This is a genomic window from Rhizobium phaseoli, from assembly GCF_010668805.1.
In the GTDB taxonomy this organism is placed as follows: Bacteria; Pseudomonadota; Alphaproteobacteria; order Rhizobiales; family Rhizobiaceae; genus Rhizobium; species Rhizobium phaseoli_A.
Genome location: NZ_WUFT01000018.1, coordinates 14576 through 29424, shown reverse-complemented (window position 1 = coordinate 29424; position 14849 = coordinate 14576). Strand labels below are relative to the sequence as shown.

The 14849-nt window shown below is 62.8% G+C and carries 10 protein-coding genes; 4 read left to right on the top strand and 6 right to left on the bottom strand.

The window, feature by feature from the left end; all coding sequences use genetic code 11:
* Nucleotides 1–15: 15 nt before the first annotated feature.
* Nucleotides 16–642 carry a DUF922 domain-containing Zn-dependent protease gene (locus GR197_RS24365; protein WP_164014184.1) on the top strand — a complete coding sequence of 209 codons (627 nt, stop codon included), beginning with the start codon at nucleotides 16–18 and terminating at the stop codon, nucleotides 640–642.
* Between the two features lie 315 nt (nucleotides 643–957).
* Here GR197_RS24365 and GR197_RS24360 read toward each other — a convergent pair whose 3' ends face one another.
* Both GR197_RS24360 and GR197_RS24355 read right to left on the bottom strand, forming a co-directional pair.
* A complete protein-coding gene (locus GR197_RS24360; RefSeq protein ID WP_003569017.1) occupies nucleotides 958–1278 on the bottom strand; it encodes a 2Fe-2S iron-sulfur cluster-binding protein in 321 nt (106 codons plus the stop codon).
* Nucleotides 1279–1479: 201 nt separating this feature from the next.
* A complete protein-coding gene (locus GR197_RS24355; RefSeq protein WP_007629359.1) occupies nucleotides 1480–1863 on the bottom strand; it encodes an Hpt domain-containing protein in 384 nt (127 codons plus the stop codon).
* A 464-nt stretch (nucleotides 1864–2327) separates the two neighbouring features.
* Between GR197_RS24355 and GR197_RS24350 the strand changes: the two genes are divergently transcribed.
* Nucleotides 2328–9245, top strand: coding sequence for a hypothetical protein (locus GR197_RS24350; RefSeq protein WP_164014183.1), 6918 nt, complete (start codon nucleotides 2328–2330; stop codon nucleotides 9243–9245).
* Nucleotides 9246–9402: 157 nt separating this feature from the next.
* Nucleotides 9403–9963: a cysteine hydrolase family protein gene (locus GR197_RS24345; RefSeq protein WP_164014181.1), complete on the top strand. Its 561-nt coding sequence runs from the start codon at nucleotides 9403–9405 to the stop codon at nucleotides 9961–9963.
* Nucleotides 9964–10115: 152 nt separating this feature from the next.
* Here the strand turns inward: GR197_RS24345 and GR197_RS24340 are convergent, their stop codons facing one another.
* The gene (locus GR197_RS24340) at nucleotides 10116–10634 is read right to left on the bottom strand and encodes an AAA family ATPase (protein ID WP_164014179.1); all 519 of its coding nucleotides are present in this window, start codon (nucleotides 10632–10634) and stop codon (nucleotides 10116–10118) included.
* A gap of 190 nt (nucleotides 10635–10824) precedes the next feature.
* On the bottom strand, nucleotides 10825–11574 hold the full coding sequence (locus GR197_RS24335; RefSeq protein WP_164014177.1) for an aminoacyl--tRNA ligase-related protein: 750 nt from the start codon (nucleotides 11572–11574) through the stop codon (nucleotides 10825–10827).
* 369 nt (nucleotides 11575–11943) lie between these two features.
* Here GR197_RS24335 and GR197_RS24330 point away from each other — a divergent pair, with 369 nt between their 5' ends.
* Nucleotides 11944–12819 carry a D-alanyl-D-alanine carboxypeptidase family protein gene (locus GR197_RS24330; protein ID WP_164014175.1) on the top strand — a complete coding sequence of 292 codons (876 nt, stop codon included), beginning with the start codon at nucleotides 11944–11946 and terminating at the stop codon, nucleotides 12817–12819.
* An 11-nt stretch (nucleotides 12820–12830) separates the two neighbouring features.
* Here GR197_RS24330 and GR197_RS24325 read toward each other — a convergent pair whose 3' ends face one another.
* Both GR197_RS24325 and GR197_RS24320 read right to left on the bottom strand, forming a co-directional pair.
* Nucleotides 12831–14084, bottom strand: a complete 1254-nt coding sequence (locus GR197_RS24325; protein WP_164014173.1) for a sensor domain-containing diguanylate cyclase — start codon at nucleotides 14082–14084, stop codon at nucleotides 12831–12833.
* 147 nt (nucleotides 14085–14231) lie between these two features.
* Nucleotides 14232–14843, bottom strand: coding sequence for an ABC-type transport auxiliary lipoprotein family protein (locus GR197_RS24320; RefSeq protein ID WP_164014171.1), 612 nt, complete (start codon nucleotides 14841–14843; stop codon nucleotides 14232–14234).
* Between the last annotated feature and the right edge of the window lie 6 nt (nucleotides 14844–14849).

The following is a 14849-nucleotide window of genomic DNA, read 5'->3' as shown; positions in this document are numbered from 1 at the left end:
CGGGTTGCGTTCAGAATGCCGCTTGCAGTGCGTTATATGCTCCTTCCTATCGCCTTTTCCATTGCTCTTTCCGTCTGCAGCCCAGCGGCAGCAGAGGTGGTCGCATCGAAAAGCTACTCCTATTTCGACATCCGCGGCAAAACCGCGGATGAACTCGACCGCGAACTCAGCCGGCGCGGCCCGACGTCGAGCGGCTCCTCGGCGCGCCATCCCGGCGCAACGAAGATCCGCTTTGGCGGTGAAGCCACCTATATCCAGGATAACGGCCGCTGCCGCGTTGGCAACGTCAAGGTCACGGTCCACACTCAGATCATCCTGCCGCGCTGGAACAGCCGCAAGGGCGCCAGCAAGGAGCTGTCGATGATCTGGGACGCCCTGTCGAGCGATATCAAGCGCCACGAGGAGCGCCATGCCGAAATCGCCCGCGATCAGGCCCGCGCCATGGAACGCGCCATTCGCGCGCTGCCGCAGCAGCGCAGCTGCGAAGCCATGCAGGAACTCGTCTCCGGCGAATCAGCTCGCGGTATAGACGAGCACGATCGGCTGCAGGCGCGATTCGACCGGGTCGAGGCGGTCAATTTCCAGAAGCGCATGCTGAGATTGCTGAACAATCGAATCAACGGCCGAGCCGGCGAAAAATAAGGCTTTTTCAGTCTGGTTGCGAGCGAAAAACCTTAGCTGCACAACGAAACTTGTGCGAAACCTGCACCCCTCCCCAGTGATTTAGTGGTCATTTTTCATCCTGGCAGACTCAACCGGAACGCGTTAATATGAACACATTCGAAAGTTCAGGTACGGCATCTGCACTTTCATCGCTGGGTTCTCCTGGCGCGTTCCGAAGCCGCGGATGGTCCTCCCTCATCCGTAGGTAATGCGCCCGCCTCGCCTCGCTCGCTCAAGCGCGCGAGGCGTCTTTTTTGGTACCGACTGTTTGAGCGACGTTAAAGCGCAGCGCGCTTAAGCCTGGCGTTCCGGCACGTGGACCACGAGACCGTCATAGACAGCCTTCATGCGGATCTGACAGGACAGCCGCGAGGTCGGGCGGACATCGAAGGCGAAATCGAGCATATCCTCTTCCATCGCTTCGGGCTGGCCGACCTGTTCGGTCCATGCCTCGTCGACATAGACATGACAGGTCGCGCAGGCGCAGGCGCCGCCGCACTCGGCCTCGATGCCGGGCACCGAATTGCGCACGGCATTCTCCATCACGGTGGAGCCTTGGTCGACGTCGAGGTCGAAGCGCGTGCCGTCGAAGGCGACAATGGTAAGTTTGGGCATCAGGGCTATTTCCGGTCTTCAGATGATGGGCGGATTTTCTTCCGACAATTCGACGCTTCAGTCAACATCGGGAAATTCACCATAGCCTCGCAGATTGGGGTTTCGCCCGCCGTCTCCAAAGCGTCATACCGCAGGTCGCAAAAAGACCCGTGGTTCCGCAATGGAACAACGGGCCTCGTTTGAACGGTATCGAGAAAGAAATCAGCCGCGGCAGAGCTTCAGGATGAAATTCTCGGCGTCGATGACGGCGGCACCAAGCGCTGCCGTCGCACCGGCATCGCCGCCGTTTTCCTCGACGGCCTCAGCCGTCTGCGACACGCGGAACGCACCGACCGAACTTGCCGCGCCCTTCAGGCGATGCGCGGCCGCGCCGACGCGGATGGTTTCGCCGCTCGCAATATCCTGCAGACATGCGCGAGCCTGGCGCGCAAACATCTGAAGGACTTCGATTTCCAACGTCTTGTCGCCCATCGTCTGCTTGGCGAGATGAACCAGATCGATTGGCCGGACCTTCGAGGGACAGGGTCCCTTTGCATTATCCGGCGCCTCGAATACGATGTTCAATGCTGCCATCTGAGCTGCCATTGCCAATTCTCCCGTCTCGTGTCGTGCGCAGTTCCAACAGTTCTGCGTCAGGAGGGTGGCCATCACGTTAAATTCCGGCACATTCAGGGCGGAAATCTCGCCACATGGTTAACGTCCGTTAAATATCGCTAAATTATTGGTTTTTAAGCGGTGCTACGGATTTAAAGATGTTAACAACAGGTTAATGAGCCTCAAATCTCAAGCCTTCATTAATTGTGTGAAGAGCCCAGATGTGTCACTACGATACTGGTGGGGCGGGTTTATGGTACGCGCCTTTGCCGAGTGAGTGGATAATGGTAGTGTTTTGATACCTTCCGTTTGAAAAAGCGGCTATCTACTCTGAAATGACATGCTTAATCCGTCCGTCGTTGGGATGGAAGGCTGGAACGGCAAAGTTGTTCCCCGGGTGAGGCGGAAGCCCGGGATGCGCTGCCAGACCGGCCGACAGTAACGAGGCGTAACCAATGGCGAACAACAAATATAACGAGTCGGTTGAGGACAAGGCGTTCAAGGCATTGGACGAGGCGCTCCAGATCGACTTCGGCAAAGATAACGTGCCGTCTCGCCGCGGCGACGCGCCTGAGGCCCCGGAGGCTAATGTGTCTGATCCAGTGAACGCGCGTAACCAGCAGGCCCAGGAAGAAGCGCAGCGCCGTAGCCGCCGCGCCGGGGCCGGCGAGCAGACATCCCGGGGGCCGGCCTTCGCGCCCGCAAACGATGCCAGCCGCAATACGCCCGCCTCGATCCTGAAATCCTTCGACGGCGCCTCCAGCCGCTCGGCGGTGCGCACCGCCACCCTCTTCTCGGTACTTTGGGTCATGGGCGGGCTCGGCCTGATGTCGCTGCTTTATGCGCCTCAGATCTGGCAGATCCGTTCGCTCGCCGATCTCGTCGCCCTGCCCGGCGTCATCGCCGGCCTCATCGGCATCATCATTCCCGTCATGATGTTCTATGCTTTCGCCATCATGATCGCCCGCGCCCAGGACATGCGCAACGCCGCCCGTTCCATGGCGGAGGTGGCATTGCGCCTGGCGGAGCCGGAAACCATCGCCTCCGAGCGCATCATGACCGTCGGCCAGGCCGTCCGCCGTGAGGTCTCGGCGATGAATGAAGGCATCGAGCGCACCATCGCGCGTGCGTCCGAGCTGGAAACGCTCGTCCATTCCGAAGTCAATGCACTTGAACGTTCCTATGCCGACAACGAGTTGCGCGTCCGTGGTCTCGTCCACGAACTGGGCTCCGAGCGCGAGGCGATCGTCAACCATGCCGACCGCATCCGCACCTCGATCGGCAGCGTCCACGACCAGCTGAAGGAAGAGCTGTCGCTTGCGACCGAAGAGATCGCGGTGCGGCTCTCCACATCGGGCGAAGCCTTCGCCTCGCTGATCGACACACGCGCCGCGACGATTTTGGAACGATCGGACAACGCCCTGCAGTCTATGGGCAGCCTGCTCGCCGCCAAGACAGACAGCCTGTTGCAGACACTGAACGCATCGGGTTTCGCGCTCGCCACCGAATTCGACAGCCGCCTCGAAGCGCTCTCCGTCAATCTCAACGACCATGGCGAAAGGTTGCTCAGCCAATTCGAGACGCGCGCCTCGACCATGGACAGCAGCACCGAGAAGCTGAATGCGGCGCTGAACGAACGCACGCATCAGCTCAGCGAGATCCTGATCGCCCGCACCCGCGAGATCAATGAGAGCCTGAAATCAGGCGAACGCACCATCGGCGGTACGCTCGACGACGTGCTGTCGAAGCTGAACAGCGCGCTCGACGAAAAGGGCGCGAGCTTCCGCCAGAGCCTGCAGACCACCGCTGACGACGCCGTCATGGATCTCGACGTGCGCTCCGGCTTCTTCGAAGAACGGCTGCAGACGACCGTCGCCCAGCTGTCGACCGCCTTCGACGAACGCGTCGCCGAATTCACCAGCGCCTTCGACAAACGGACCGGCTCGCTCGACACCAAGCTGATGGAGAGCCTCGCCCGCATCAACGAGACGCTGACCGGCGGCTCGGACTCGATCGACGGCATCCTGAGTTCCGGAATCGACCGGCTCGGTTTGTCGATGACCGATCAGTCGCTGGCGCTCGCCACCACGCTCGCCACCAGTCACGAAGTGCTGGAAAGCACGCTCGGCACCCGGGCGGACGAAATCACCGCCGCGCTCTCCAGCCGGACCGGCGAGCTGACCTCGGCGCTGCAGAGCGCCACCTCGGAAATCGCGCTGACGCTTGCATCCGGCACCTCCGAGCTGCAGAACAATCTGCAGACACGCACGGCCGAATTCCGCGACACGCTGCGCACCACCACCACCGATCTGACCACGGCCGTTGCCGCCGGCACCGAGCAGGTGACCGCTGCCTTCGGCGGTCGCGCCGAGGAACTGAGCGGCGCGCTTGCAGCCCGTGCAGCAGAAATCAGCGAGGCGCTCGGCACGGCCCACGGCCGCATCGACAGCGTCATGGCAGAACGCGGCGGCGCGCTGGTCGAGGCGCTCACCACCCATCACGGCCGCTTCGAGGAAGCGCTGACGACCCGTTCCGACGCCATCATCAACGCCGTCTCCGGCACTCATGAGCGTCTTGCCGAGACGCTCGACGAAAAGGCGATGGCGCTCGCCATCTCTCTGAACGAAAGCCAGGCCCGGATCGAGGATACGCTCGAAACCCGCTCCGAAGCGCTGCTGAGCGCCGTATCCGGCACGCATGACCGCCTCTCCGAGACGCTCGATGAAAAGGCGATGGCGCTCGCCATTTCGCTCAACGAAAACCAGTCCCGCCTCGAGGATACGCTCGAGACCCGCTCCGCAGCCCTGTTGAACGCCGTCTCCGGCACGCATGACCGCCTGTCCGAAACACTGGACAGCAAGGCAGCCGCCCTGACCACCTCGCTCGACGAGCGCAGCGCCCGCATCGAGGGTGCGCTTGGAACGCGTGCCGAGGCGCTGCTGAACGCCGTCTCGGGCACTCACGAGCGCCTCTCCGAAACGCTGGACGGCAAAGCGGCAGCTTTTGCCACCGCGCTGAGCGAAGGCCAGGCCCGTATCGCGGAGACGCTCGAAACCCGCTCCGCAGCCCTGTTGAATGCTGTCTCCGGCACGCATGATCGTCTGTCCGAAACCCTGGACGAGAAGGCGATGACGCTCGCCATCTCGCTCAATGAGAGCCAGTCGCGGATCGAAGACACGCTTGAAGCGCGCTCCGAAGCCTTCCTCAAGGCCGTGTCGGGCACGCATGACCGTCTTTCCGAAACCCTCGACCAAAAGTCGGCGGCAATCGCCGCCTCTCTGAACGAGGGTCAGAGCCGCCTGCAGGATACGCTGGAGAGCCGCTCGGAATCCTTCCTCACTGCGGTCTCCGCCACCCACGACCGCCTGTCCGAGACACTCGACGACCGGGCAATGGCGCTTGCCATTTCGCTGAACGAGAGCCAGAGCCGTCTCGAAGAGACGCTGACATCGGGCGCCGATGCGATCATCAATGCCGTCTCCGGCACGCATGAAGGCGTGAACGGTGTGCTCGACCAGAAGGCCGCCGCCCTTGCCACCTCGCTGAACGAAGGCCAGGCCCGCCTTGAGGAAGCCCTGGGGCACCGCACCGCGGCAATCATCGGTGCCGTAACGGCAACGCACGACCGGCTCACCGATACGCTCGACGAAAAGACCATGGCGCTCGCCATTTCGCTCGACGACAACCAGAGCCGCTTCGACAGTGTGCTTGAAGCGCGCAGCAATGCCATCATGGAGGCTGTCTCCGGCGCCGAGTCACGCGTCGCCGGCGCCTTCACCGACAAGACCGATGCCATCCGCGCCGCTTACACCGACAATCAGCAGCGGCTCGAAAATGCGCTTTCAGAGCATAGCGCCGCCCTTTCCGGCGTTCTCGATGCCGGCGGCGCCCGCTTCGAGGATCTCGTCGGCGGCTTGACCGGCCGCATCGAAGGTCGCCTGACCGATGCCCATGTTCGGCTCGGCGGCCTTGCCGACGAGGCCGCGGCACGCATCGAAGGCGGGCTCACCTCTGCCCATGAGCGCATCCGCACCACGCTTGAGGATCGTGCCAACGCCATCGACCTGTCGCTGAACCAGGCCCATGCGCTGATCAACGATACGCTGACCGAACACGCGACCAGCATCGGCACCTCGGTGGCAACGAGCGTCAGCATGCTCGAAATGTCGCTGGAGGACCGCGAAGCCTCGATCCGTCAGGCCATCGATGCCAGCGCCCAGACATTGGAAGATCGCATGCATGCCGGCGCCGGCCAGATCGCCAGCCGCTTTCAGGAGGCGGCGACTGCGATTTCCAGCTCCACCCAGAACTTCTCCGCTCATCTCGACCAATCGGTCGAAAGCCTGACGGGCCGGGTCGAAGAAACCGGATCGCGTGTGGAAGCCGGTCTTGCGGCCATCGAAACCCGTATCCGCGACGGTGTTGGCGGCGTCGCCGAAAAGGTTGAAGCCGCCAGCGGCCACCTGTCCGGCGTGCTGTCCGACGGCATATCCCGTATCGGCACGCTCAGCGACGACGCCGCGCAGCGCATCTCGGCAACGCTCCAAGGCAGCGCCGCAAACCTCACCCAGGCGATCGACAGCCGCACCGCCAACCTGGCCGAGACGCTCGACAGCCGCGCCACGACCTTGACTGGCGCTATCGACGGCCGCACCGTGACCCTTGGCGAAACCCTTGACCGCGGCAATGAACGCATCGAGGAACGCCTCTCCACCATGGATCGCGCCTTGACTGTCGGCCTTGAGGCCGTCAACCGCACCATCGAAGGCAAGGCCGTCGGCCTCGCCTCGACGCTGCGCAGCGCGGTTGCCGAAGCCGCTCAGGGAATGGAAGGCGAAGCAACGAGGACCACCGAACTGCTCGGCAAGACCGGCCAGCAATTCGCTGTGGATCTCAACGCAAAAAGCGATGAATTCACCCGGACCATGGATGAACGCTCGTCGCAGATCGTCACCCGCGTCGCCGAAGCCCAGAGCCGGCTGGCAAGCCAGGCCGCTGCGGTCGCCCAGACCTTTTCGGAAGCCGGCAACGCCATCGTCAACAAGGTCGCCGAGGCCGAGACCATCGTCGGCACGCAGGTCAATGCCATCTCCAAGGCGCTGTCGGATGCCGGCCAGTCTCTGGAAACGCGCGGCGACGCTATCCGCTCGACGCTCTCGGGGGCCGGAAGCGAGATTTCCGCTACCATGGCGGATGTCGACCGGGCGCTCGAAGCCCGCAGCAGCGCTATCCGCTCCAATCTCGAGGCGCATGCCCGCGAGATCGATACGACCTTCTCCGAGATCGACCGAGCGCTCGAAGCGCGCGGCAATTCGATCCGCTCGACACTCGACGAACGCACCCGCGACCTCAACTCGATGCTGTCAGGCCGTACGGTCGAATTGACGCGCATCCTCGACGAAACCGCGCGTCCGCTCATCGACCGGTATACCGATGCCGGCGAGCAGGCCGCCGCCCGCATCACCGCTGCAGCCAATCTCAGCGCCGACCGTCTGCGCACCGAAAACGAAGCGCTCGCCAGCGCCGTTGCCGCCCGTACCGAAAATGTCGCCAATGCCGTCAGCGCCATCGAAAACAGCCTGGTCGGCAACGTCAACGGCCTCGTCGAGCGCATGGCGGAAAGCAGCGCGGCGATGGCGATGATGATGAACCGCGCCGCCGAGCAGCTGACCAGCGTCGACGGCCGTCTCGGCGACACCACCACGCGTTTTGCCGAATCCGCCAACAGGGCCGCCGAAATGGTCTCGGCCTCGACCAGGCTGCTCGAAGGCAAGGTCGACCGCCTCTCCGACATCTCGGGCCAGACGCTGTCGCAGGTCGGCGGCATCATCGGCCGCTTCGACGAACACTCCAAGGTCCTCACTCAGGCCTCGCAGCTCCTCGGCGCCGCCCAGTCCAACCTCGCTTCGACGCTCGAGGAGCGCGAAAGCGCGCTGCAGACGCTCTCCGTCGGCCTCGTCCAACGCTCCGCCGAGATCGAAAAGACCATGCTCGGCCTCGGCGGCATGATCGAGACCGTGTTCGAGCGGGCAGAGCAACGCTCCAGCCAGGTGACCGGCAATCTGCGCCAGGGCGTGCAATCCTCCTTCGCCGATATCGGCCGCATTCTCACCGAAACCGAGAAGCGTGCCCAGGAAGCGGCAGAGACGATGCGCGAGGCAATCACCCGCGCCGGCGACGAAGCCAATACGACGATCGACGGCACCTTCGCCAATGTCGAGCGTCGTTCCGGCGATCTCTCCAACCGTATTCGCGGCGGTCTGACGGCCTCGCTGTCGGAAGTCGAGCGCATGCTCGGCGAAGCCGGCCGCGCCTCCGACGGCGCCGCCCAGAACATGCGGGAAGCGTTGCGCGAGGCGATCGATGATGCCGTCGGCCGCTTCTCCGGCGCCACCGATGATATCCGCCGCTCCGCCGCCGACATCCGCAACGAGCTCGACGCCACCCGCGCCGAACTGAAGCGCGGCGCCTTCGATCTTCCCGAGGAAGCCAAGGAAAGCGCCTCGGCCATGCGCCGGGCCGTCGCCGAGCAGATCAAGGCGCTGCAGGACATTTCCCAGCTTGTCGGCCGCTCCAGCCAGCAGCTTGAGATCTCCGAGCCCGTCGCCCGCACGCTCGCCCAGGCGCAGCCGGCCCCGCGTGCCGCCCAGCCGGTCGCAACCCGGCCGGTTGCAAGTCAGCCGATCATAAGTCAACCGGTCATAAGTCAACCGGTCGCAGCCCAGGCGCCGCAGCCGGCAGCGCCCGCACCGATCGAAGCAACGGGCCTGCGTGGAACGATCGCGCCGGCAGCCGCTGCCGCCCCTCAACGCGCCACCGCGCAGCCTGCCGTCCTTCGCCAAGACACAGGGCGCCAGGACACAGGACGCCAGGAGCCGGCTCCCCCGGAAGGCGGCGGCTGGATCAGCGATCTGCTGCGCGGCGCATCGCGTGAGGAGGCCGCCGACGAGGCGTCTGCCCGCGCTCCGGCCCGGCCGGCGGAAACCGCCGCACCGGCCGCGCGCAGCAATGACAGCCGCAATCCGCGCCACGTCGTCGAATCGCTGAACTCGCTCTCGGTCGATATTGCCCGGGCCATCGACCACGACGCCTCGGTCGATCTCTGGCGCCGTTACCAGCGCGGCGAGCGCGACGTCTTCACCCGTCGCCTTTACACGCTGAAGGGCCAGCAGACCTTCGACGAGATCAAGCGCAAATATGACCGCGAACCGGAATTCCGCACCGCTGTCGATCGCTACATCGGTGACTTCGAAAAGCTGCTTGCCGATGTTGCACGCACCGACCCGAACCGGACGGTGACGCAGTCCTACCTCACCTCGGATACCGGCAAGGTCTACACCATGCTCGCCCACGCCGCCGGCAGGCTCAGCTGAGTTCGCTGATCTGAATTGACGTTGACGGAAAGCCGCTTGAACATGTGTCAGGCGGCTTTTCTCGTAAGATGCCGGTGCGACCTTTCCGGCGACACGAACTCCGATGTTGCAGTCATTCGCAAGCACCCAGCCCCATAGCCACGGAAAACCTCCCCGCATGACCCAGGCCCTTCTGATCATCGACGTGCAGAATGCGATCCTCTCCGGAAAAGCCTCGCCGGAGCGGCAGCCCGAGATTGATGCCGCACTCGACGAGACCGTCGCGCGGCTGGCGTCGCTTCAAGAAAAAGCCCGGAATGCGGGCGCGCCGGTCGTGCTGATCCAACATGCCGGCGACAGTGGTCACCGGTTGGCCGTCGGCACGGAAGGATGGGCGCTGCGCCAGGAGATTGCGCCGAAACCAGGCGAGGTCGTCGTGCGCAAGAAAAGCGCCGATTCCTTCTTCGAGACCGACCTTGCCGAACGCCTGGACGAACACTCAGTCACCCACCTCGTCATCGGCGGCTGCATGTCGCAATTTTGCGTCGACGCGACAGTCAGGCGCGCCGTTTCCCTCGGATATGATGTGACTTTGATTGCCGATGGCCACACCACCGGCGATACGGCGACCCTCACCTTCTCCGAGATCATCGCCCACCACAATGAAACGCTCGACGGTTTCGACGCCGGCAAGGCGACGGTGGATATCCGCGCCGCCGCCGACATTGCCTTTTCATAAAACGCCGGCAGCAACCACTGCGGCCCAAACCATAGCGGCATTGTGATATCGTCGCCGGCAGGGAGGGACCGACGGTCGAGCCCCCTGCCATTCTCCCCCCTTGTGGGGGAGATGCCCGGCAGGGCAGAAGGGGTCTCTCTTAAGACTCGACATCAAGTCGAAAGCGGACGATCAATACCCAGCCTGACGATCAACGCGTCGACGATCTCTTGCACACCCTTCGCGGCCGTATCGACAACGATCGGCTTCCGCTCCCAATGGTCATACACCCGCTCGACGGTTTCATGCCACGTCGGTTTGACAAGTCCTTCGACGTCGGTTTTACGCGTCTCGACCCGGCGGCGATGCTCGATCTTGTCGGAACAAATCACCTCGACCTCGACAGCGGTCACCGCAGATCGCGCCGCGACTGCCAGCCAGGCGTCGCGCGTTATGTGAAGAGGATTGACCGAGTCGGCGATCACCATACGGCCAAGCGTGAGATTATCCTCGGCAACCCCATAGGCGACGACATAACCTGCCGGGCCGACGTCTGTTGAAGGGACGCCCGACGCTCTGATCGCCTGCTCGATGGTGTCGACCCTCACATACACGGCTTCCAGCCGTTTCGCGAGCGCGCGGGAAAGGGTTGTTTTTCCACTCCCCGGCAAGCCGCCAAAGATAATCAGCATGGTTTCTCCTACCATTGTTCAGTGATTCCATCTCGAGCGAAGGAGAACGACAATCGTGCCCCTTCGCTGATCATGACTCTTACCAACGAGATGCTCGAAGGTTCAACGCACAAGCGCCGACAGGATCCCGCTACCAGGCCATGGCCATCGCGGAGAGCCGGAACCGCCACCAGCGGCCCCGGCTCCATTCCTAACGATCCGTTGCTACGCCCCAATTGTAGACGCACCGATCGAGGCCGATGGCGATCTCGAGCACGAAGACATCATCGTCGACGGCAGCTCCCTTCTTCGGCTGCGATCGGTAACGCTGCGGAAAATCGGTGCGCCGCGAGATCGAGCAGACCTCCATCCACTTGTCGCCATTGTCGACCTCGATATCCATCGTCACCTCGGAATAGGCCGGCAGCCGGTCGGAGGGCACGATCCGCGTCGGCAGGGGGATCAGCGAGGCGATCATGCGGCGCACCGGTTCGAGGCAGGCGGCGTGATAGTCGTTGCCGCTGTCGGCGGTGAAGGCGCATTGGAATTCGAGCTGCCAGAACTCCTTCAGCCGCATGTGTTTGATCGGCTGCTCCTGCTCACGGCGATAGGATCTGCCGGCCTGCCAGACGCAGAGCGGCAGCCGCGTCTTCGAGTGATTGCCGAGAATATGCTGCATGTAGGCATAGGTCGATGGCGTGGTCTCCGGCCTCAGTATCAGCGCGGCATCACCGGCTGACAGCTGTTCCTGGACCCAGAGGTCGGCATTCGAATAGGCGCTCGAAACCACTGATCGCGGCATCAAGGCGGGAGCCTCGACCCTTCGAACATCCCAGGCCGGATTGACGAATCTGAGAAAGCTGCGGACCTCTTGCGAGAAGAAGCTGATCATATGATCGCGCAGATGGATCTCGCGCTCCTCCCAATGGACGAGCGAATTGACATGATAAAGATTGAGCACGGTGCCTGTCTCCCTGGCAGCCTGGATTGACGTGGTGAGGGGCTTTACGTCCAGCCGCGCGCCGGACGCAGAGAGCGCCCCAACGTCACAGCAGGACGCAGAGACCTCGTCCGTCAAAAGCGCGCGCAATCGCAGCCTGCAGGCAGGTGCTGATATGGCCGGAGAAAGGCGCGCGCTTCATGCTCATGCTTAATTTCTATGGGCCTTGCACGCCATTGTCAAAACCGAAGACGGTGAGACAAAAACAATCAGCTGTGGATGGGGCCTCTTTATTGCTGCCTGTCCTTCATTTCGTCACAAACTTTCTGGATTCGCTTGCGTTTAGCCAATGGCTCACCCGCCCGTCCAATGACAGAGACAGTAACATCGATGACCAAGACGACTTCCCGGCTCCTTGCCACCGCGCTCTCGTCCGCCTTACTGATGGGCGCTTTCACTCTGGCCGAAGCCGGCCAGGCAAGCTTCGTCATCGATGCGCACTCCGGTCAGGTCCTTGAAGGCTCCAATCAGGATGATCTGAACTATCCGGCGTCGTTGACCAAGATGATGACGCTCTATCTCGCCTTCGAGGCCCTGCACGACGGACGCCTCAACTGGGACCAGAAACTGACCATGTCGGAAAATGCCGAGAGCAAGGAGCCATTCAAGCTCGCTGTCGGCGCCGGCCGCAAGGTGACCCTGCGTGAAGCGGTGGAAGGCATTGTCGTGCTGTCCGCCAATGATGCGGCTGTGGCGATCGCCGAGCAGCTCGGCGGCTCCGAACAGGCTTTCGCCAAGGCGATGACCGACAAGGCACACCAGCTCGGCATGAAGGATACTGTCTTCAAGAACCCCTCCGGCCTGCCCGATCCCGAGCAGGTCACCACGGCGCGTGATATGGCGACCCTCGGCGTTTCGCTGATGCGGGATTTCCCGGAAGAGTTCAAGCTGTTCTCCATGCGCGGCTTCCAGTTCCGCGGCATGAAGCTGCGCGGCCACAACAACCTCATGTATCGCTATGACGGCGTCGACGGCATCAAGACCGGCTTTACCGATGCATCGGGCTACAATGTCGTGACATCGGCGCTGAAGGATGGCCGCCGTGTCGTCGGCGTCGTCATGGGCGAAAAGACCGCAAGCCTGCGCGACGACAAGATGGCAGGCCTGCTGGACAGCACCCTGTCATCGTCATCGAGCGCGACAGCCTCCGCTGTTCCAGGCAACCAGCCGGGAGCGACGATGACGGATTCGCAGCCGACGAAGTAGGCCCTTGTCCGCTATCTGAAAGCGACTTCCAGGTGCTGCCGGTCCTGGGCGATCACTCGGCAATTGGTTTCGAAGCCTTCGCCTTTGATGGCAAGAATGAATTCCGCGGGAATGCCGGCCGAATTGGAAACTGAAATCCCGGCGCTCTCCGAGCCGATGGATTTGACGGTGCAATCGATGGTCGAGCGTCGCTCGTTGAACAGGATCGAACCCGCCTTCAGCACCCGCCGTCGCGCTCCGATGCCGTGATCGGCGTGGATGGAGCTCCACGACACGCAACGATTCCGTCCCGCATGTTTGGCCTGATACATAGCGGCATCCGCCTGAGCCAATAGCGTCTCGATCTCCTTGCTGACGATCGAGAGCGCCGAGGTGCCGAAGCTCGCCGTGACATTCAAGGCGCCGTGATCGCCGCAAATGGGCTGCGAGGCGACAGCGGCTCTCAGTTTCTCGGCGGCGGCAACGGCCCCTTCCCGATCGACATGCGGCAGGATGACGGCAAATTCCTCGCCCCCGATACGCCCGAACAGATCACCGGCGCGAAGGGTCGCCTTGCAGATCGAGGCGACCGCCTTGAGGACGTCGTCGCCTGCGGCATGCCCGTGCGTATCGTTGACCGTCTTGAAGTGGTCGATATCGAAGACGATGCAGGACAGGTCATGCTGGTGGCGCAGAGCGAGCGAAATCAACTGATCGGCCTCCTGCTTGAAAGCGCGCCGCGTCATCGCCTCGGTCAGGCTGTCGGTGGCGGCCGATTGCATCAGTTCGATGCGGTCCATCGCCGCCCCCGCCAGCTCCTGAAGAATGTCGAGATCTCTGCTGCCGAACGATCTAGGCCGGCGATCGATCGCGCAGACCGTGCCGATCATGTGCCCGGCTTTCGTCCTCAAAGGCACACCGGCGTAAAAGCGGATATGGTCCTCGCCGGTCACCGCTGAATGTTTTGAAAAGCGTGCATCCTTGCTGGCGTCCTCCACGATGACAGGCTCGTCACAGTCCACCACGCAGCGGCAGAACGTGTCTTCGAGCGACACCTCGTCGCCTGAGAGGCCGGAGCAGGCTTTGTACCATTGCCGGTGCGCATCGATCAGGGACACGATGCCGATGTCGATGGAAAAAATCTGCTTTATCAGGCGGACGATGCGTTCGAAACCTTCGTCCCTTGGAGTGTCGAGAAGGTCGAGCTGGTGCAGCGCAGCCAGGCGGTCGTTTTCGCGCTGCAACACCTCCGACGACGACTTTCCGAATACTCGTGCGACCACCATGCAGCTTGCCTCCTGACAGCGACAACATGATGCGTTCCACAAATTCGTGAAGAAATTGAATACGATGACGGCCCCGACGTCACGGGGCCAATTATTTCTCCGAATCGACAACCCTCGATGTCGGCGCAGCGGTCACGAAACGCCATCTCAGATTGAGCGTAGCGTCCAGTTGACGATCTCGGAGGCAACAGTCGAGAAGGCGCGGTCGAGTGCCTTGACGAAGCCGCCATTATCGCCGCCGGCCGGCGCCGTGGCGCGGAACACTTTTTGGGCGCGCACCGAGCCGTTGCGGTCGTTGAGGATCTTGGCGGAGATTTCGACCACCGCCTGGTTGCCGTTCGAAGCGTCGATCTCGAAGGAGCGGATATCGGTGACGACCTGATAGTCGATCGCCAGTCCCTGCCCCGGCATGCCGACGCCACCGAGCTTGCCGGAGTTCTCGAAGGCTTCCACCAGCTTCGACTGCACCATGCGCGGCAGCTTGTCGCCCCATTGCGCCCGCGAGAGATACTGGATTTCCGAGGACGAGACGCGGATGACGATCTGCTCGCTGCCGAGCGCACTCAGCGCCGTTGGCGGTGCGATCAGGATCTGGCGGGATTTGGCCGCCGGTCCGTCGCCGTCGACGGCGGCGGACAGGTCATAGGTATCGTTCTTGGCCGCAGTGCCGCACCCGGAAAGGATCAGCGCCATCAGCGGCAGCGCGATCACCGTTCTTCTGATCCATGAACGGCGCGACAACAGATGCGATGCGACCATATTAGG

Coding starts and splice junctions, on each gene's coding strand:
- GR197_RS24365 (WP_164014184.1), top strand. CDS start 16: ATGCCGCTTGCAGTGCGTTATATGCTCCTTCCTATCGCCTTTTCCATT.
- GR197_RS24360 (WP_003569017.1), bottom strand. CDS start 1,278: ATGCCCAAACTTACCATTGTCGCCTTCGACGGCACGCGCTTCGACCTC.
- GR197_RS24355 (WP_007629359.1), bottom strand. CDS start 1,863: ATGGCAGCTCAGATGGCAGCATTGAACATCGTATTCGAGGCGCCGGAT.
- GR197_RS24350 (WP_164014183.1), top strand. CDS start 2,328: ATGGCGAACAACAAATATAACGAGTCGGTTGAGGACAAGGCGTTCAAG.
- GR197_RS24345 (WP_164014181.1), top strand. CDS start 9,403: ATGACCCAGGCCCTTCTGATCATCGACGTGCAGAATGCGATCCTCTCC.
- GR197_RS24340 (WP_164014179.1), bottom strand. CDS start 10,634: ATGCTGATTATCTTTGGCGGCTTGCCGGGGAGTGGAAAAACAACCCTT.
- GR197_RS24330 (WP_164014175.1), top strand. CDS start 11,944: ATGACCAAGACGACTTCCCGGCTCCTTGCCACCGCGCTCTCGTCCGCC.
- GR197_RS24325 (WP_164014173.1), bottom strand. CDS start 14,084: ATGGTGGTCGCACGAGTATTCGGAAAGTCGTCGTCGGAGGTGTTGCAG.
- GR197_RS24320 (WP_164014171.1), bottom strand. CDS start 14,843: ATGGTCGCATCGCATCTGTTGTCGCGCCGTTCATGGATCAGAAGAACG.